The 20,765-nt window shown below is 39.1% G+C and carries 12 protein-coding genes; all 12 read right to left on the minus strand.

The genetic code is table 11. The features are described from left to right. Position 1 precedes the first annotated feature (1 nt). Complete coding sequence (locus tag BN1354_RS06850; protein WP_394331737.1) at positions 2 to 1,195, minus strand: glycoside hydrolase family 130 protein; 1,194 nt, start codon at positions 1,193 to 1,195, stop codon at positions 2 to 4. Positions 1,196 to 1,277: 82 nt separating this feature from the next. Further along, positions 1,278 to 3,509, minus strand: coding sequence for a glycosyl hydrolase (locus tag BN1354_RS12150; RefSeq protein WP_231623085.1), 2,232 nt, complete (start codon positions 3,507 to 3,509; stop codon positions 1,278 to 1,280). 71 nt (positions 3,510 to 3,580) lie between these two features. Beyond that, a complete protein-coding gene (locus BN1354_RS06860) occupies positions 3,581 to 5,068 on the minus strand; it encodes a glycoside hydrolase family 30 protein (RefSeq protein ID WP_231623086.1) in 1,488 nt (495 codons plus the stop codon). Then, positions 5,065 to 6,723, minus strand: a complete 1,659-nt coding sequence (locus BN1354_RS06865; protein ID WP_053826659.1) for a DUF5060 domain-containing protein — start codon at positions 6,721 to 6,723, stop codon at positions 5,065 to 5,067. The genes BN1354_RS06860 and BN1354_RS06865 overlap by 4 nt, the downstream gene beginning before the upstream one ends. 52 nt (positions 6,724 to 6,775) lie before the next feature. After that, entirely contained in the window at positions 6,776 to 7,318 is a 543-nt protein-coding gene (locus BN1354_RS06870) for a hypothetical protein (RefSeq protein ID WP_053826660.1), read from the minus strand. Positions 7,319 to 7,330: 12 nt separating this feature from the next. Next, positions 7,331 to 8,989, minus strand: a complete 1,659-nt coding sequence (locus tag BN1354_RS06875; RefSeq protein ID WP_197272031.1) for a RagB/SusD family nutrient uptake outer membrane protein — start codon at positions 8,987 to 8,989, stop codon at positions 7,331 to 7,333. A gap of 33 nt (positions 8,990 to 9,022) precedes the next feature. After that, on the minus strand, positions 9,023 to 11,911 hold the full coding sequence (locus BN1354_RS06880) for a SusC/RagA family TonB-linked outer membrane protein (protein WP_053826662.1): 2,889 nt from the start codon (positions 11,909 to 11,911) through the stop codon (positions 9,023 to 9,025). Between the two features lie 24 nt (positions 11,912 to 11,935). After that, positions 11,936 to 13,771: a RagB/SusD family nutrient uptake outer membrane protein gene (locus BN1354_RS06885; RefSeq protein WP_053826663.1), complete on the minus strand. Its 1,836-nt coding sequence runs from the start codon at positions 13,769 to 13,771 to the stop codon at positions 11,936 to 11,938. Positions 13,772 to 13,789: 18 nt separating this feature from the next. Then, positions 13,790 to 17,068 (minus strand): SusC/RagA family TonB-linked outer membrane protein, encoded by a 3,279-nt coding sequence (locus tag BN1354_RS06890; protein ID WP_082331553.1) that lies wholly within the window; start codon positions 17,066 to 17,068, stop codon positions 13,790 to 13,792. Positions 17,069 to 17,105: 37 nt separating this feature from the next. Then, on the minus strand, positions 17,106 to 18,068 hold the full coding sequence (locus BN1354_RS06895) for a hypothetical protein (protein WP_053826665.1): 963 nt from the start codon (positions 18,066 to 18,068) through the stop codon (positions 17,106 to 17,108). A gap of 249 nt (positions 18,069 to 18,317) precedes the next feature. Further along, positions 18,318 to 19,520, minus strand: a complete 1,203-nt coding sequence (locus BN1354_RS06900) for a glycoside hydrolase family 26 protein (protein ID WP_053826666.1) — start codon at positions 19,518 to 19,520, stop codon at positions 18,318 to 18,320. Positions 19,521 to 19,692: 172 nt separating this feature from the next. Next, on the minus strand, positions 19,693 to 20,583 hold the full coding sequence (locus tag BN1354_RS06905) for an AraC family transcriptional regulator (protein WP_053826667.1): 891 nt from the start codon (positions 20,581 to 20,583) through the stop codon (positions 19,693 to 19,695). Positions 20,584 to 20,765: the final 182 nt, after the last annotated feature.

The raw sequence follows: 20,765 nt of genomic DNA on the forward strand, positions 1-20,765 counted from the left end.
GTTAAATCTCTTTTACTGATTTCAAATGCATCATATTACTGTGTATCTGTCTATACAATGTCTCCACCGATTTAGATGTCATTAGCTTATCTTCAGGTGTATTGAGGCAGTAATCAACCAGTCTGTCTATTGTTGATGTGGCTACATGCATTCTTGTATCAGAAGAAGCGTAATAGATATATACGGTACCATCATCATCGGTTATCCAGCCGTTGCTGAAGAGAACATTGGAGACATCTCCAACACGTTCTTCTCCCACCGGGGCCATAAAATACCCTCCCGGCGCAGCAATCTGTTTGGATGGATCCTCCAGCGATGTCATATACAAATATAGTACATATCTTAGACCTGCAGCACATGCTCTTACCCCGTGAGCAAGATGTAGCCATCCTTTAGATGTTTTGATAGGTGAAGGGCCCTCTCCATTCTTCAACTCTTTAATAGTATGGTAATAGCGTTGGTCAACTATTTTCTCATCACTAATCCTGGCATTGGTCATATCATCAACCAAAGCCCACCCAATGCCAAGTCCACTGCCTGCATTAATAAATCCATCCTGTGGACGGGTGTACAAAGCATATTTTCCATCAACAAATTCGGGATGAAGCACCACATTACGCTGCTGGCTTTTCGACTCAATATCAGGCAGTCTCTCCCAATTTATTAAATCCTTGGTTCTTACTACCCCTGCAGAAGCTTTCGCTTTTGACAAGTCGCCTTCCTCAGCAGTTTCATCAAATTTCTCCACACAGAAAATTCCATAAACCCAGCCATCTTCATGAAGAGTAAGTCTCATATCATATACATTTGTGGCAGGATCATCAGTCTCCGGTATTATCACCGGGTAATCCCAGAAACGGAAATTATCAATACCGTTAGGACTTTCAGCAATTGCAAAGAATGATTTCCTGTCGGCTCCCTCCATACGTGCCATCAATATATATTTACCATTCCATTTTATGGCAGCTGAGTTCATTACAGCATTTATTCCTATACGTTCCATTAAAAAGGGATTGGTCTTGGGATTCAGATCATACCGCCAGAATGGAGGAGTATGAGCTGCCGTTAACACAGGATTTTTATATCTCAGAAAGATACCATTTCCCGGTAGTAAAGGAGTATTTTTAATTGATATTAATTGTTCGTAGTTCTTATTAATTTCGTTAAGTCTATACTTGAAATCCATTTTATCCATTATATCCATTATATCCTTTATTTTGATTTATATTCCTTAAAGTTTCAGTTGAATTTTCATTTACTGTCAACTGATATTAGTTCTATTTTACCTTTACACCATGGGGCATCTTATACATATCAGGCAGATCACTTTCAAACAGGGTAAAACCATCCTTGTAGAATTGTATGAAATCGTCGGCCGAAGCATCTCCGGGGTATGGCCCATATGCATGTCCCGGTCTCTCGTTGCGCCATGCAACTACCATACTTACAGGGTAACTTCTAAGTGGTTTGAGCACATCAGAGGTCCAGTAATCAGCAGTATGATTATTCTCAAGTCCGGTTTCAGTTACTCCCACCGGTTTACCCAGAAATGTGGATAGTTTATGCATTGCTTTCAGGTTAGAGTAAAACGCTTTTGCATTGCGACCATGGTAACAATCCATTCCAAGGAAATCCACATAATCACTGCCTGGCCATCTGTAAAGCAGTCTGCTCTCCGCATTCTCATATACCTCATCCATCTGTGGAGAGATTGCATAAATAACATTATGTACATTCTTTACATCCCTCAGATAATGAACAATAAAACGCCAGAAAGCCACAAACTCAGCATCCGTAGTGGCAGTTGACCCCCACCAGTTCCATTTCTGGGTATGCTCATGCAACGGCCTGAATATTACAGGTATTGGTGTTCCATCATCATCTTTCATTGCATGTAGTGCATCGGCAACACCATCAAGTATTTTTTTATATTTGATGTTCATCTCACTTCCCTCAGTAAGAATCTGATCAACCACTTTGGTGTTATCCCAAGCAGTACCAATTGGATATTGTGCTCCAGCTTTTTCTGTCAAGGGATTGTTCTGATGCCATACAAGCATTGAAACACCTCCACGTTTATAAACCTCTTTCACGAAACTGATTTTAACATCGTCTATACGATGCATATCAAGACTGTAAACTGCAGGATGATCCCCCACAAGGTCCTTTACATCGCTTCGATCCCTATCCCCTTTCCATCCAATACCATATGATGGATAATCGTGATGTCCGAACATGGTACCTTGCCTTGATATAAGGTATAAGTTAGCATAAAGTGCTTTTGTTTCGGCGGTTGCAAGAGGATCAACCATTGAAAGCTCTATTGGCTGATCAACAAACAGACGCTGACTAAAGTCTCTCAGTTGCTGACGCCAAAATTCCCATTCATGACCATATGGAGCAGAATAAAACTCATGAGCAATGGATCTTTTTTTTAGTTCGTTCACAAAATCGAGATGACCCTGATATCTTGTATCCTTTTCCCCACAACTGATCCAGAGCAATGAAAGAGAGTCATTTACCACTTCAGGATCAGATGGAAAGTCAGATATATATTCTTTGAAATTAAAATTCTTATCACTCAAAAGACCTGAACTGAACTGGCCAATTGCAGAAAATTTATCCAGATTTCTCAGACCTATCACAAAGGATTGGCCACCACCCATTGAGAGACCAGCTATAGCTCTGCCAGATTGCTCTTTTTTCACTCTGTATCTCGATTCTATAAGAGGAATTATATCCTTCAGCAGTTCTTCCTCCAGTATCTTCATACCTTCTACGGAACTGCCACCTGCCCATGAGCCATCGGTAAGTCCGTTAGACATTACCACCAGCATTGGCACAGCTTTCCCTTCAGCTATAAGATTGTCCATAATTATTGCAGCACGACCATCCTTAACCCAGCTACTTTCATTGTCACCACCTCCGTGGCGTAGATAGAGCACCGGAAAATAGCGGTTCTGCTGACGTTCATACTGTACAGGAACATATACATACATTGAGCGTATTCTTCCCAGAGGAGTGGATTTATATGTAAGTATATGTACTTCTCCATGCGGCACATCCTGTATCTCGTCATATCTTGGAGTTTTACCATGCACTTCCACTATACTGCCATACACCGATGTGCCAGCCTTTACATCGGGATTTGCAAAGTCAACTACCTGCATACCATCAACCTCAAATGTGTACTGATACACTCTGGGTGATACAGGAGGGATGGTTACCTCCCACGTACCCTTTCCATCATTTTTCATATCCCATTTCGACACATCCCACTCATCGAAATTGAGAGTCACTTTTTTTGCTCCCGGTGCCTTCAGTCTGAAGGTGATGCTTCCATCGTCGTGCACAGCAGGAGAAAATGGAGGCTCTGCAGGTTTCCACCAACCCTCTGTAGAAAAAGTGTTTTTACTATCCTGTGCATAAGAAGTGAAAGCTACAAGATTAATCAATAACAGTAAAAAAAGCAGCTGTTTAGCCGTGAAATATATTTTTTTATACATCATTCAAATAATAATTAATTATCTATTAAGTAAAACCGAACAATTGTTACAATACCAATCTATATCACCCGGCATTACCAAATATAAGTGCCTACCGAACCCGGGTCAAGGCTAATATTGGCATACAGCCCATTGTGCTGGATCTTCACATTTCTAACAGACCAAGAGTCATTGGCTATAATCAGAACAATTTTCCCTTCCGGAGTTTTAAAAGCAACATTTGGCAACACGTCGCTATGTTCAACCAAGGTGGCACGTCTGACTTCGGCACGTTCTTCATCCTCTGTTATATCAACACCTTTATCGAATGGGTGGGTGGAATGAATGCGAACAGAGCCGGGACGTACAAACTTGGATGCATGTGCAATGGTATAATAGGCTATATTACGAACCACTTTATCTCCATCAATTGTTAAAGCACCCTGGCACATGGAACATCCTCCATTATCGGTATGCGGATCATTTAGAGGGTCGGCAGCTAAATTCCAAAGAATACTGTTTCTGCTCCAGTTACGCATCACATCAATAATCAACCTTTTCACAGAAGGAGCAATATTGATTGTACTGCTTTCGGGACGCTCTGTGAGCATCTGTTCAGTAAAATAAATATTCTTATCAGGACGTGCCAACTGTACTGTTGACATACCACTAAGGTAACCCCGATAGTGATGAAATGCCGAACCATCTACATATTGAGAAGTTTCAGGATCACTAAGAATAGCCAAAGGATAATCTGGACGATCACAATTATGGTCAAATATTACAATCTTTGTAGTCAATCCAGCCTCCCTAAAAGCCGGTCCAAGATGATCACGCACAAACTCATTATGCTCCTGCCAATACCATGGCATGCTTGGTGTGTTTCTAGAGTTTAGAGGCTCATTCTGAATAGTTACTGCATCTATCACGATACCCTCTTTGCCCATCTCCTGTACATATTTCACAAAATAATTTGCATAGGTGCCGTAATATTCCTTTTTAAGAGCACCACCCCGCACGTCACCGCTTGTCTTCATCCATACGGGTGCAGACCATGGAGATGCCATAATCTTTATGTCAGGTATGATTTCCAGTATCTCTTTCATAACAGGAATAATATCATCTCTGTCATGCCCCAGGCTAAAATATTTCAGTTCAGGGTCTGTTTCTCCCTCCTTCAGATCATTATAAGAGTATACAAAGTTATTTAGATCAGATGCTCCCAAAGTCAGACGAATATAACTAAACCCCACATTATCACCATCATGGGCAAACATCTCACGTAGGATCTTTGCACGGGAATCTTTACTCATTCTATTCAGGTGAAAAGCACTCCCTTCGGTCAGCGCAAAACCAAATCCATCTATTGATTGATACTCCTGCCTATCGTTGATAATGATAGGCAAACCTTTGCCCTCCTCCATGCCAAACTTGATCTTCTCCGGCACTCTTTCAAAAAGCGCTGATCGGTCGGCATTAGTAACCCAAGCCTCAATTTCGGGAGCACCTGATATTTTAACCTCTGTCTGTGCCATGACAGCAACAGATACACCCAGCAAGTAGCAAATCAATATTTTCCTCATTTTTTCGAAATTATGTAAAGTAACTCACAGTTGGAACCCAATATCTCACCCTTCAAAGTGATTTTTCCATCTGATGCATAGATATGATCCACTTCATTATAAACCCTCATTGCAGGCTCATAGCTTTCACATCTGTAGTTTCCAACAGTTCCGGGAAGATCAATCTCTATATCTGTAATGATGGTAGAATTCTTGGGATTGTATAGATAGACATAGACCTCATCACCACATTTCACACCATAAGCATGAAAATCACCAGCATTTACGGTCAATGATTCAAACTTACCTTTTCCTGCAGAAAGCATACGATCATTTATCTCCCTGACACCTCTGAAATAGGGAGTCATTCCACGAGCATCAAAATACTCCCACCACCAGCTCATAGGTGTTACAGGTGTTGGCGAGAATATTCCATACCACAAACCACGCTTGAAGTCGATATCCATCTCATGAGAGAAATCATCAAAATTCTTCGACCAGTCCCATTCGCGACCAAATTCCCCTATGATATATGGTTTGTTGAACTCCTCAACATATTTCACAATCTCCGATGATAAAATATCAGTATTGTTATAAATATGCTTTTGATTGATATCTATATTTTTAACTGAATTCAACCCTTCTATATCTCGATGAGATATACTTGTAGTTACAATATGTTTATAGGGATCAAGACCTTTGAGGTAAGTGCTCATTTCCTCATGCCAGGATACGATAGCTTCGTCAGGTATAGGATTTTTTTCATTTCTGAACTTGATATTGTCGATCTCATTAAAAAACTCCCACATAGCAATATTTGGGCTATATCCCCATTTTGCCACAATATAACGCAGTCTGTTTTTGTAACGCTTTTTCGCTTCACTATCAATAAAGAAATTGTTATCTGCATTTACATCACCCTGCCCCAAACAAAGCATAACATATACGTTCTCCTTTTCACATAAATCAATAAAATGATCCAACCTTTCCACAACACTTCTGTTGAAGTACTCTTCAGATGGCTCATATCTGCTGTTATTGAAGTTATCCTTCCTGTCGATAGGAAAGTTCCATGAACACATCCACACTCTTACAAAATTGCCTCCATTCTTTGCGAACTTAGGAATCATTCTATCGTAGTTAAAAATATCACCCCTCTCATGCAGCTCTTTAAAGAACCTGGAATCATCATTAATTCTAGATTCCCAGCATATATTCTCAGCCACACCCCTGAAAGGCATTCCATTGTCGAATCTCAATATCCAGTCGTTTTCTGTATTCAGGAACCCGTTAAGATCAGATTTCTCAGCAGTGAAGCTCTGTTTCCCGGAAACATTCCTCTTCACATTTTTTCCTTTCAATTCAAATTGATACTGATACTCTCCGCTTTCTCTCGGTGTAAAACGAGCCATCCAGACTGATACCTTTCCACTTTCGCCCGACTCATAATAACATGGGACTACCAGATTTTCACCACTTGGTGTAGTCACCAGCATATCCAAAGTAACCTCCTCCTGTAGGTATGGATTGGTCCATTTACCTTTCAGTTCAATACGGAAATCGGATCTGTCGTATTGGGTGATTTTCTCTGTAAGCTGCCTTACATTCCCAATCTGGGCATGTATCATAAATGAAAACAGTAATAAAATTGATGTTGTTAGAATATTTAGTTTCATAATTTAAGTTTATTGCTTAATAAATAATACCTGACTGACATTCATGATATTACTACAGATAAGTTCTTAATTTATCAACGTCAATCACAACATTTACTTTAGTTCCTTTTTCCGCCAATTCATAAAAAGTGGGATTAGTAATCTCTACAGTAAGTACCAATATCTTGCCATCATAAGCTTCAGTTAACAGTGCCTGAGAGTCAATTGACAGATAGAATACCTCTCCTGTCTTGTCAGAACTAACATCAACCTTGTTAGGAAGAGTATACATTGAAGATGGAAGAGCCTCTCCTTCCAACGACTCCAAGACTTCGGCCGATGGTGCATAGGACAAAATATCAACACTATAAGCTGCACTGCCAGAACTGCCTGAGCGCAAAACACCCAGGAGAACATCCACCTTGCCGTTATTGACGATAAAGTTATTGGTATACTCTCCACCTCCGGCGGGGACTGAATAGTTGTTGTTTATGCCTCCGGTAACCATGGCTTGCGGCATAAATATAAATTCATATCCAAACTCTTTGAAACCATCCCCTTTCTCACATCCCAGTAAAACCAGGATGAATAGTATTATAGTTAATTGCTTATTCATACCTTTTTATTTTTAATATCCTTCATTTTGTTTCAATGTATTATTTGAGTTAACTATCTCAGAGCGCAAGAATGGCAAGTAGTAATTTCTTTCATTAAACACGCGATCTGCCACTTTAATTTCAACATAGTTTACACTCTCACCATCTTCTACAACCTTTACTCCCATAATTGGCTGATTGAGTACCTGCATTGCATCCTTCCATCTCAGCAGATCCCAATATCTGTGATCTTCAAATGCCAACTCAATCCTCCTTTCATGCTTTATAGCACTCCTGAACTCATCTTTAGATTCAGTTGAAATAAGAGGCAGATCTGCACTGGCCCTGTTTCTCACCATATTTATTGCATCTGTTGCCGAAAGAGTGAAGCCTGCTGGGACATCTGTAGGTCCAAATGCTTCATTCATAGCTTCAGCATAGTTAAGTAAAATCTCTGCATACCTATAAGCAACCCAGTTATGTTGTGCGGTTTGCCCCTGAATAAGATTCAAATTATCGGTAAGGAATTTCTTCAGATAGTAACCGGTACGACTTGCATTTGCCTTTGTCATATCGTCACTGCCTCCCGGAAGCTGATCAATTACACGATCGTTCCATGTACTGCCATTGGTAACAACAGAAGCATATAGACGGGGATCCCTGTTTGCATAAGGATTGTTGGGATCAGGCTCTCCAACATATTCATATGCTGAAACCAGGTTGTGCGAAGGAGTTACACCACTATATCCGCCGGGAGTGGAGATCGGATAATTATTAACCTCCATACTGTTTGAAACTCCCCTTCTCACTGCATAGATGGTTTCAGGACTTGAAAGTGAATTTGCACCAATAAAGTAAGTACCGTAGTTCTGGTCCAAACTATAATCCAACTCCTCATTATCTATAAAATCACGGGCTGCCTCAGCTGCCTTTATCCATTTATTCAGATTACCTTCAGGGTTATGCAACGGGCTAGCTGCATATAATAAAACACGTGATTTGATGGCAAGTGCAGCACCAAGTGTAAATCGCCCTTCACGATCGGCAAACTCATCCCAGTTCACTGCAAGTTCTCCACTATATGTATCAATTTCATTGAGAATATATTCTACAACCTGATCATAAGAAGACTGAGTTACTTTCTCATTATCCGACTGCTCAATTGTTTTCTCTATGATTGGAACAGCACCATACATTTTTATCAATTCAGAGTAGTAGTATGCCCTTGCAATATGAGCCTCGGCAATATACCAGTTCAATGAAGCCACATCACGCATATAGGAGTAGATATCATTCTCAATATTACGATTCAGCTTAAGAAGCTCTTCACCCTTGCCATCCTTTACATAATCCAAGAAATAGTTGGCAGCACGAATACCTTCATAATAATTCCTATAGAGGTAAAACAGAGGATTAACACCCTCATTGAGGATACCTTTATTAAAGTAAAGAACATTGCTCGAAACCGCAGTCTGCTGTGCCTCATCAGAAGCCGAAGCAAATATATTATTATCTATCACAGAGTATCCATATGTGATAGGTGAATAAAATGCATTCGCCAGATTCCACAAAGTATTACGGTTTGTCTCTATTGTTTCAGATGTAGGATTTGTATCTAAACTAGTATCGAGAAAATCTGCACATCCCGATAACAAAAGGATAGATAGAAATACCAGTATTGTTTTTTTCATATATTTTAATGACATATTCAAGAGTTTTAAACGTTAAAATGTAAATGAAACACCTGCATTAAAAGATTTTACAGTTGGATATCCTCCGTAAATACTTTCTGGATCCATATTATAATCCTTTAATAAACTACTCCAGGTAAATGGATTTACAACACTAACAAAAATCCTCAGCTTCTCAACATTATCCATGTTAAGGGAGCTATTCTTTCCAAAATCATATCCCAATTCAATATTCCTGATTTTCAGGAAGTCTCTGTCTTTGATCCAGAAAGAGCTGGATCTGTAGTTATTATCGTTACTCTGCGTGGTCAGTCGCGGATACTTTGCAAAACTACGTGTATCAATATTCTGCTCAGGATAATATGCCCAGGCATTTTCAGCCAATGGATAAACTGTGCGATTATCAACAAAAGCTACAGTCTGATTCCAGTTATCCAGTAAATTAACTGAAGCACCGGCTATACCTTGAAATAAAATATTGAAATCGAAACCTTTAAACTCAGCTGAAGCACCGAACCCGTATGTCCATTCAGGATATATGGATTTACCAATCTTGGTAATATCATTCTGATCAATAACACCATTGTTATCCAAGTCCACATACTTGATGTCACCCGGCTGAACATTGCCAAATGCAGGCAATGGCAGGCCATCAACAAGAGAACCATCAGAATTAAAGTCGCTTAAATCATAGAACCCATCAGCTTCCAAACCCAGGAAAGTTCCAAAAGGTCTGTCTGTTTTGGCGTTATACTCATATGCTGTTGCCACTTCTGCCATATAATCAATATTATTGGTATTGTAAGACAACATACCATTGAGCGAATAATTGAAACTACCTATCTTATCCTGCCACATACCTGTAAGTTCAAACCCTTTGCTGGTCATCTTGCCAATATTGGAGAAGTAATAGTTAGTACCATAGTAATCCATTAAGGAATTATCCAAAGTTAGAATATCAGTACGTTTATCAAGATAAACATCTCCAATAAGTGTAAGCTTATCAAACAGACCAAGGTCAAAACCCAAATTATATTTGGTACTCTTTTCGGCATGTGCATCAGGATTAGATATAAACATTGGCACCATTGTGTTCTGCCAAGTTCCCGATGTAGCACCAGTATAGAACGATCCTACATAACTTGAAGTGAAATACTCCTTGAACAGGAATCTTCCGTTGGAGTTGAATGATGCAAGAACACCTGTTACATTTGAATCAGAAAAACCAGACTGTCCAGCAGAAGCTCTTACTTTCATGAAATCAACACTTTCGGCATCCTTCATAAAATCTTCATTAGAGACTATCCATGCTCCTGAAACTGCAGGATAAAATGCCCATCTGTTGGAAGGAGCATATGAGTCGTTTCCAAAATATGAAAATGAAATCTGTCCTATATATCTGTTATCGTAATTATAGTTGACATTACCATTATAGTTCAGATAATTATATTTATATGAAAAATACCCATCACCACTAAAAGCTGAAATATTCAGGTTAACAGAAGAAGATACAGCATGTTTACCGAAAACACGATCATATCCTGCCGTCAATTTACCCTGCTTCCAGTCTTCCATTGCTGCAGAACCATAACCACTGGCCCTGATAGAAGTGGTCTCATCAGTTGTAGTTGTTGCACCATTAAAATAACGTGCATAATTTTTGGTCTTGCTATAAGTGCTTAAAGTGTAAGCATTAAATGAGAACACCTCCTGCAAATATAATCCAGGAGTAATAAAATCGAGTTTCTCTTTAAGTGAGAAGTTACCCTGCAGAATACGCGATTGGTTGGATGCCCATCCCAAACCCTTGATAGAACCCACAGGGTTATTAGGATGAATAGCAGTTCCAGAATAATGATTTGCAGCCTCATCATCATAAATATTATAAATATTTGAAGGATAACGGGAAAGAACTGACATAAGATCCGATACAGCAATGTTTGGTCTCTTGCGCTGTTCAATTCGGCCTCCCAAGTCAACCCTTGCCTCAAAAATATCCAGCATGCTAAAATCGAGATTTGCTCTTAGATTATACCTTGTGTATCTCAGATTTGAGGTAGAGTCGCTATTGTTAACATTAAGTAATCCCTGATGGTCTACATATCCCAGAGTCACATTATATCTTGCCTTAGAGCTGCCACCATTGAATGTAACATCACCATCAACATAATTAGCTGAATTGCGAAGAACCTCATCATACCAGTCAACATTTACCCCTCTGCCACTCATATAGTCTGAAAGCTGATTTTGAGAATAAAATGGAGCCCATGTTCCATTATCATTACTTATAGCCTGATTATACAATGATGCATAGCCATAAGAGTCCAAAGGCTTATTTATACTTGATGCCGACTGAGAACCAAAGCGCATTTGAGCAGAAACAGTAGAAGGTCCAACCTTACCACGTTTTGTTTCAATCCATATAATTCCATTAGCACCTCTTTCACCAAAGGCCGTTAGAGTAGCTGCATCCTTAAGAATAGAAAAACTTTCTATCTCAACTGGTGAAAGGTATGCCAGATAGTTGCTATTCACTTCAAAACCATCCACAAATATCTTCGCTGCATTAAATCCGTTATTACCATAGCTACCGATACCACGGATCAGCCACTGAGCATTGTTATTCCCAACCTCACCTGTTCCCTGAATCAGAGTCATTCCCGATAGCAGTCCGGGTAAAGTATTTGTCAGGTTAGAGGATGTAGTCCGATAAAGCTTATCAGAACCAACATTGGATACAGCCGCAGTACTTGTGTTTATTTCCAGTGGTAATATTCCAAATGCATCAATCTTATTTTGAATCAACGAGTCTGGTTCAGCTGTAGAATTTTGTGCAAAGGCCGATACCTTAATCACAAGGAAAATAAGCGTGATTGAGATTACTCGAAAAATATTATATTTTCTCATATTGATTTCTTTCATATCTTTTAAATAAATGATATTATATTAATATCCAGGATTCTGGACAGTTATCCCTTTATTTACCTCAGACTGAGGAATTGGTTCAAGGTACATCATTGGACTCCAGAATGCGGTATATGTCACTGCATCCCAGTATGACTCCAAATTAACTGCTAGGTTGTTGCTACCGCTCGCATCTGCTTTAATTTTAAATTGCAGCTCACGCATATTTCCTCCAATTATTCCGTTAGCAATATCTTTATGTTTCCAATGCTTCACATCATAGTATCTGTGATTCTCATTGTAAAACTCAATAGCTTTCTCACGTTGGATTATCTCTCTTAATTTCGTCTTGTCGGTTTCAGTAATAGAAGGCAAACCGGCTCTGTTATGAACCATATTAAGATTCTCAAGAGCTTTAGCTGTGTTCCCAACTTCGTTATATGCTTCGGCCAGATTAAGGTATGTCTCTGCCAGTCTGAACAAAGGTGGTTCAAACCAGACTCTAGATCCAGCACCATAGTAGAATTTGACAGGGAAACCACAACCTTTTCCCACACTGATTGCATTTGGGAAAACGCCTTCTTTACCCGAGTTGGCAGTTGAACGTCCCCATCCTGAAGCACTATAATTGTAAACTCCCGGGTTATTATAAGCATCAAATCCCGGGAAAATATTATCAGCCAGACAACGAGCTTCCATATTAGGGATTTTCTCCAACCATTCCTCAGCACTTCTTGGAGAAGATTCACCAATTTTTGGCCACTCCTGGTTAGTTCCGTCATTTTTATAATAAAGCTCCAGGAAGTTAGTTAAGAGTCCAACCAAGTCTGTATCCCATCTATTGTTTGTCCAGTTGGCAGATGTATTCAGATAATAGAAAATTGCACTTGCGGGCCATTCCCACTGATTGGTTGAATTAATTTTATAAGCCAGCAGTACCTCATTGTTTGACGGAGTAGATGTAGCAGTACCATAGTCTTTCAAAGCATTGGGGTTAGGCTGTCCCAAGCCTGCACCACCTGTATTGATCAGCTCATAACCATTTGAACCGGCCCAATTGAGCACAGCCTCATTGGCCGTAATAGCATCATTCCATCTAGAAACATTTTCATTGCCAAAACTAATAAGATCATTATGTTCTCCATTATCCAGATAAGGCTTACTACTGTTAAACAGTGGTCGTGCCGCAAACATTAAGGCCCTTGCTTTGATTGCCAGAACCGCACCTCTGGTCAAACGTCCAGTCTTTTCATTGCTCCATCTGCCTTCAGGCAGTCCCTGGTAAGCCTCATCACACAACTCAATAATATAGTCAAGGGTAGCCTGCAGCGATTCTCTTGGAATATTCAAATCATCAGTGGCTTCGAACGACTTGCGTACAATTGGCAAACCACCATATCTGTAAAACATACCCATATATCTGTAAGCAATCAAACCTGTAGCCTCAGCTTTTATCTGAGTCTTTGTCGTTTCGCTCATATCAGGTACACGGTCGATATTCTCCTTAACTAAAAAGCAAGCCCTTATTGCACTCCAGTTATTTCCATAATGATCTGCACCTCCATCTGAACCATCTGTTCCATTTACAGACAAACCAGTCAGTGCAATAGTATATGTACCATGCCATGAATAACCATATGATCGTTCACCACTAATAGATGCCAAGGCGCCATGCCCAACACCCCAGCCACCAGGCCATCCATGAATTAAAATATTCCTGTAGCATGAAAAAAGAGCTGCTTCAGCATTCTTTGTTGAGCTATAAACCTCATCCAGGTCAACAGTTCCGGTAGTATCTGGCTTTTCCAGGAAAAAGTCCTCACATGCAGTAACTACCGAAAAACCTATAATTAAAAGTATTATTCCTATTTTTCTCATAAGATAAATTTTTTACTATTAAAATTGAAAACTCAACCCAACTGTTACAACCTTGGTCAAAGGATAAATATAAGTTCTTCCATCAGTTACTTCAGGGTCTATTCCAATTGCAGTTAGTTCATTTTTAAAGGTGAATAGGTTATTGGCATTCATATAGATTCTTAAACCCTGAACCAGTTTCAGGAATTTAAAAGAATCAGGTTGCATTGTATAGCCAATCTCTATATTTTTCAGCTTAAAGAAGTTATTAGATCTCATCCAGTAGTCGCTTGTCAAATAATTATTATGATCATTTGTTGCATCAAATGTTGACCTGGGATAAGTAATCTCTTCTCCAGCCAGATATTTCTCCATTGTCCATCTTCCGTCATACATCCACTGCCATGCATTACCTGCACGTTTGAAGAATGGAATTGTATAACCACTGTTCAGATAGTATGATCCGTTGGCCGAGCCCAAGAACAGGACATTCAGATCAAATCCCTTATAAGCAATCTTAATCTTAGAGCTGAAATGATACTCAGGATAATTAGGATATCCAATAGGTGCAATATCCTTACTATCAATTAGTCCATCACCATTCAGATCTTTATATCTCACATCACCCAGAGTTGCACGGTTAGAAGTGAAGGTATTATAAGGTCTGTTGTTTAACTCCTCAACAGTATTGTACAAACCATCGCTTCTCAAACCAAAACGCTGTCCTATAGAGAATCCTGTTGCATTCATCCATGGGTAAGGATTTTGTGCTTCTGCACGATATATAATCTTATTACGTGAATAGCTTGTGCTTCCTTCGATAGAGTAGCTCCAGTCTCCAACATGATCTTCCCATCTGATCTGAACCTCATAACCCTCATTCTTGGTTATACCAACGTTTGCCGGAGGTACAGAATTGCCAGGTACACCATAAATTGCGGGTATTGTTCCTAAAGTTGTGAGAATGTTATTTCTGTCCTCTTTGAACCAGTCGGCAGTAATGAATAGTCTGTCTCTGAAGAAGCCTAATTCCATACCCACGTCATATTTTTTTGCACGCTCCCATGTGATATTCTGGTTACCCAAAGCACCTTCGGTAGCACCCTGGTAATATGAGTTCTGCGATGAGCCATCACTATTTCCAAACCAGTAGCCACCCTGTCCCAGGTTATAGGTATTAGGCAGGTAATAATATCTTCTGCTTCCACCTAGCTGGTCGTTACCTACCTCACCGTAAGAAGCTCTCAGCTTGATAAATGTAAGGACATCATTCTTAGGGAAAAACTCTTCTGATGTTGGAACCCAGCCAACAGAGAATGCTGGGAAGAATCCAAACCTCTTGCCTTCGATAAACTGTTCAGTACCATTATATCCTACATTATATTCAGCCATATAACGATTCATGTAGTTATAGGTGACACGACCAACCAACCCCACAATTCCCGAAGGAACATTATATGAGTCTGAAGGCATAGTATATCTCGAGCCTTTACCCAATAAAAGAGCAGTAATATTATGGTCACCGATGCTTCCCGCCCAGTTCAGACCTGCATCCAGATATAATTTATTCCAGTTACTGTAGCCATATGAGTTGAAACTACCGGCATCCATGGATCCTCCAAAAAACTGCAGTACATTAGGATCATTCAGATCACGCTGAACTGTATAAGAAGGAATTGAAGGAGAATATGTTACATACCTATTATAGTTATCCTGATAACTTACCGATGCATGAGCATTAAGCCCCTTGAGCAGATAGTCCATCTTGTGATTTACTTTCACAGTATTACTTAGTAGGTTGTTATGGATAGTACCCCTACCGCTTATCAGCAGGTTATATACTGCATTCTGTGAACCAATTTGACTGCCCGTTTTTACGCCCAATGGATTTTGTATTGTTCCTGGTACACCTGCAAAATCGTTAATAAGCTTACCATCAATAATACCCGGAGTAATAAATGGGTTACCATCGTATATATATTGCATAATCACTTTGTAACGACCATCCAGGTCATAAGGACCTGAGTTTATACCTGGGCCTTGTGTCTCTCCGAACTGGCCTGCAATATTAATATCAACATCCCAGTTCTTTGCAATCTGGATTCCAAAGTTTCCCCTGAAGTTATATCTGTTAAACTTGGAGCCAGTATTGGATCCATAGTATTTGGTTGCATTGGTAATACCCTCTTGGTTGAAATATCCGAAAGAGACAAAATAGTTCACTCTCTCTGTACCACCTGAAATATTGATGTTTGTCTGCAGCTGAGGTGCATTCTTGCTAAACTGATCTCTATAAAGGTCCTTACTTGAATAATATAGTGCAGGAGAGTTCTTCAACTGCTCTTTCTGAGCCGGAGTCAGATTAGTCATAGCATCTACCTCTACCGGTGTAAAATCTCTGTTGTTTTTAAATTTCCACAAGTCGTAATCATTATACAGATAAGCCGACAAACTCTCTGTTCCGCTATAACTCCTCTGTTCATTTCTAATACCTTCATTCCTCATTAATGCATATTCATATGCTGTTACACCCTTCTGAAGGTTTGTAGCACTTGTAATACCATAATTGGAAGAGAAGTGAATTCTAGGAGTTCCGGAACGCCCTCTTTTTGTTGTAATAATAATTACACCATTAGCAGCACGTATACCATAAACTGCAGTAGATGCAGCATCCTTCAAAATACTTATCTGAGAAATTTCATTCGCATCCATAGAGTTGAGCTCTGCAAAAGCCTGTTCTGCAGCCTGTTCAACACCATCAATAACAATTAGCGGAGTGGACGAACCATAGGTAGATACCCCTCTGATCCTAAGGTTTGCAGCATTTCTACCAGGCTCACCCGAGGATTGCAAACCGGTAACACCAGGAGTGTTTCCAATTAAAGCATTCGAGATATTAGAAACAGGTGTAGCGATAAGAGCCTCGCCTCCTACAGAAGAGATAGCGCCTGTTACATTCACCTTCTTCTGAGTTGCAAAAGCAGTTACCACAACCTCATCAATGGTAGTGGTTTCCTCTTCAAGAGTAATCTCCACAATTCCACTTGCAAGAGATACAGGCACCTCTTTAGAGTGATACCCTATATATGAAACCTGCAATACGGCGCTTGATGTTTCAAGAGGCAGAGTAAACCTGCCATCAGCATCGGTGACTGTACCAACGGTTGTACCCTTAATAATAATTGTAGCCCCGGGCAGTTCACCTTGTGCATCCTTCACTATTCCATGGATATTACCTTGTTGTCCATAGATTACGTTAGTAAAGGCCAGCATAACCATGAAAGTGGACAACAAAAACACTTTTAAATATTTTATCATAAACTCGTGAATTTATTAATTCTCTAATTTGTAATTATCATAATTTTGTAACCTTCACAACAAAGTTTCTGGGATGCCATAAGTATTTAGCATCATCTTCCCAGATTACATCCCAGTTATCAGAAACTCCCTCAGTAATTGGAAAGTTAAAGGCCATGTTCTCAATAGTAATACTATTATACTCGTCAAAAGCATAAGTTCCTGCACTCCACAAATTACATGATCTTCTTACTCCATCCTTAGAAATGAAAGTGATAATTCCTGTCTTGGAGTTCTTTTCCCATTCACCTTCACCTTCAGGTATACATCTGTAGAAATGTTTCAGATCATGTTTAACCCAATTTCTGTCATCATATACAAAGCTAGCATACATACCGTCAGGACCGGCATCATTGATGCTGATACCGTAAGTATCACCAGTCTCTTCGTTCACACCCATCAAAATCAGAGAAATAATATTATCCTCTTCTGCAGTTGGTTTTCCGTCAACATTCCATCGCCAGCTTTTCTCCATCATAGGCCAAACCGCGCCACCACCATATTCCGGACCGGTTCCACCATACATCCAGAGCTGTTCTACTGCATAATCACCCACGATAGGTTCATAAAACTCATCAAACGTTACTACATAAGTTCTCTTTTCTCCATTTTCAGCAATCACTTCAAATGAATCAGAACCATTGCTTAAGTCCAGTGTGCTTCCAATAGTAAGCGTTGAAGTAGCATTGTACTGAAGTTTCAAATTTAAAACCTTCACATTCTTCAGGTCCTTTATAGCCGATGAAATTAGGGTAACTTTGATAGTTCCCTCTTCATCCTTTCGCCAATTATTCTCAATAAGGGGATCTCCCACCTGGCCTTCAATCTTAAAAGCAACAGGAGTCCTCTCCCTTAACCATGGATCAACAAGATCTTGCACCTCTCTCTGATTATTATCGCAAGACCATAAAATGGCTAAGACCAATACAATTATTCCCTTAACAAGTGTTGATGTTCTCATAATTTAGGTAAATAAATATCCATTTTTAATTATAAATTTTTGAATTTGAATTTTTCACAATATTAACCACATACTAATAAAGCTCACTTTAGCTTTATTCTCCAATCGCTTTTCAATAAAAAGAGCCTAGTCTAGATTTTAACAGAAATTACTCGTTCCACCGCAACAAATTTATAGTGTTGAAATTTCTAAAATTGATACTTTTTTATCAACTCATATGCATTTTTTGACATACGTATATAAAAAAAGTCAATAACCCTCTACAGCAATCCCTTTTGCCATAATATACATGTCAGGAAGATCTTTAGAGAAGAAAGATGCCGGATGATCATACATGGAGATAAAATTACTTTCAGTTGCATGCCCTTTAAATACGGAGTAAAAATGGTGTCCTTCCTCATTAGGGTCATACTTATTTCTCCACATTACAATCATACTTACCGACTGCCCCAAAGAGGGCGTCAGAATCTGCTCAGTCCAATATCTGTATTGAGTTTTACCACTACCATCAATCAAACCCTCAACACCCGTTTCTGTAACACCACACGGCTTTTTAAGCTCCTTTGACAATTTAGACAAAGCCGTCATGTTTATAGCGAATGTTGTGGGATTAAGACCATGATAACAATCCATGCCAATAAAATCAACATACTCATTACCGGGCCATCTGAACAAAAAATCACTTCTGCCCTTTGGTGAATCCATTTGTGGTGATATAGCATAGATAAAATTATGTACACCTTTTGTATCCCTTAGATAACTAATTGTAAACTGCCACAACCTCACAAATTCACTCTCTGTGGTACAAGATCTTCCCCACCATGACCATGTTTGAGTATGTTCGTGATAGGGACGAAATATTACAGGAATCAACTTGCCATCAGACCCTTTTAAATCCATTGCAAACTGAGCCAGCCTATCTAGCCAAACCTTGTACTTAATATTAGTTTCCCCACCCTCATTAAGAATCTCCTTCACAACATCCTTTCTGGAGTTATCCCAGGAGTCACCCCCAGTGAGCGGATTATTTATATGAATACAAGCAGTAATCACCTCACCCCTGTCGTAAGCCTCCCTGATTACTCTTTTACGTATCATATTCTCATTTATATCAAATTCATAGGAATATCTGTCGTCCATTACAGATCCAAAGTCAACACTGAACACGGCAGGATAATCGCCACAAACATCCCTGGTATCAGAGACTCCCGGAACATTGTACCATTTTCTTCCATACCATAGATCATCATGATGCCCAAACATAAAGCCACTTTTTTGAATCTCCCATAGATTAGAATAGAGCGCTTTTGTCTCGTAAGTAGCATTTTTATCAGCAAGATAAAGCAGGGTAAGATTATCTTCGTTAGGTTCACCCACTATCTCATCCCCTGTTTCAGAGCATGAGAATGAAACTATAAGTAAAATCGAGATAAGTATAAACAACCTTTTCACAGTAAATAAAGTATCAAATTGTGCAATTATGAATAGATAACTATTATATTGTCAAAGGTAGTCCGCTTATCAATGAAAAAATAATACAATATTATCAATTATTGACATTTTAATAATTGAACGGTTATTGAAAAGTTAAAATGGTTGTGGGATAAAGGTCGGAGATATGCTACTATACTATAAGCTTGGTTTTCCTGTAGTTTTCCCTGAAAACCTTGGGTGAGCACTCTTTTCTTTTTTTAAATATACGGTTAAAATTGGATACATTATTAAATCCACATTCGTAGCATATCTCCGAGATGGTGTTGGTAGTATCAACAAGCAACCTAGTTGCATTTCCTAAACGAATATCAATAATATATTCAGAAATGGTCTTTCCCGCTCTCAGTTTAAAGAAGCGACTGAAAGCTACAGGAGTCATGCCAACCAAGTTAGCAAGCTCTTCAAGTCTGATATCCTCTTTATAGTGGGCATTTATATAATCATATATCTTTTTTACCCTTCTGCTGTCTGTGTTATCCTCTGCCTGTGCAAAAGAAGAACTTGCCAGAGTATGACAATTCTCACACAACGAAAGTTCATACAGTATATGCATTAAATTCATAACAGCGTGAAACCCCGACTCTTCTGAAGACAACTTATCGAGCATTGGATAAACCCTCATGATGGTCTCCATAGGGAAATTTATTCCCTTCTGCGCCTTGATCAGCATATTTTTAATTGAGCTGAACTGATTTTTATGGATGAAATTATCAAAAAAAAGATCTTTCGAAAACTGAATTGTAATTTCTCTTATATTCCTTGATGTGCACTCGTGCTGCTCCCATACATGCTCCAGATCATCGCCTGTTATAAGTGTAAGATCCCAATTTCCAATTACCTCAACAGAATCACCCACAATACGTTTTACTCCTGCAGCATTTTCAACATAATTGAGTTCATATTCACTGTGAGAATGCAGAGGATAGGTAAATTCAGATTTCCTTCGATCAGCAATGTAGAAGCAATCCTTATCAGATAAGGGTGTTATCTCATTAATAATATTGTTAACATGCGAGCTCATAGAGGGGTAAGAATAAGTGTATTCAAAGATATATACAAATCTCAATAATAACAAAAATTGAATAAAAAATGAGACGTGTTAAAAGTGAATTAACTATTTTGACTGCTATTAAGTGTTTTAGGAGGTGAGTTGGGTCAATATATATTCAATTTTTTAATTTTGTATATGATCTAATTTGTTCT

Source organism: Lascolabacillus massiliensis (genome assembly GCF_001282625.1).
Lineage (GTDB): Bacteria > Bacteroidota > Bacteroidia > Bacteroidales > Dysgonomonadaceae > Proteiniphilum > Proteiniphilum massiliensis.

Coding starts and splice junctions, on each gene's coding strand:
- BN1354_RS06850 (WP_394331737.1), bottom strand. CDS start 1,195: ATGGATAAAATGGATTTCAAGTATAGACTTAACGAAATTAATAAGAAC.
- BN1354_RS06870 (WP_053826660.1), bottom strand. CDS start 7,318: ATGAATAAGCAATTAACTATAATACTATTCATCCTGGTTTTACTGGGA.
- BN1354_RS06865 (WP_053826659.1), bottom strand. CDS start 6,723: ATGAAACTAAATATTCTAACAACATCAATTTTATTACTGTTTTCATTT.
- BN1354_RS06885 (WP_053826663.1), bottom strand. CDS start 13,771: ATGAGAAAAATAGGAATAATACTTTTAATTATAGGTTTTTCGGTAGTT.
- BN1354_RS06890 (WP_082331553.1), bottom strand. CDS start 17,068: ATGATAAAATATTTAAAAGTGTTTTTGTTGTCCACTTTCATGGTTATG.
- BN1354_RS06880 (WP_053826662.1), bottom strand. CDS start 11,911: ATGAAAGAAATCAATATGAGAAAATATAATATTTTTCGAGTAATCTCA.
- BN1354_RS06895 (WP_053826665.1), bottom strand. CDS start 18,068: ATGAGAACATCAACACTTGTTAAGGGAATAATTGTATTGGTCTTAGCC.
- BN1354_RS12150 (WP_231623085.1), bottom strand. CDS start 3,509: ATGATGTATAAAAAAATATATTTCACGGCTAAACAGCTGCTTTTTTTA.
- BN1354_RS06875 (WP_197272031.1), bottom strand. CDS start 8,989: ATGAAAAAAACAATACTGGTATTTCTATCTATCCTTTTGTTATCGGGA.
- BN1354_RS06905 (WP_053826667.1), bottom strand. CDS start 20,583: ATGAGCTCGCATGTTAACAATATTATTAATGAGATAACACCCTTATCT.
- BN1354_RS06860 (WP_231623086.1), bottom strand. CDS start 5,068: ATGAGGAAAATATTGATTTGCTACTTGCTGGGTGTATCTGTTGCTGTC.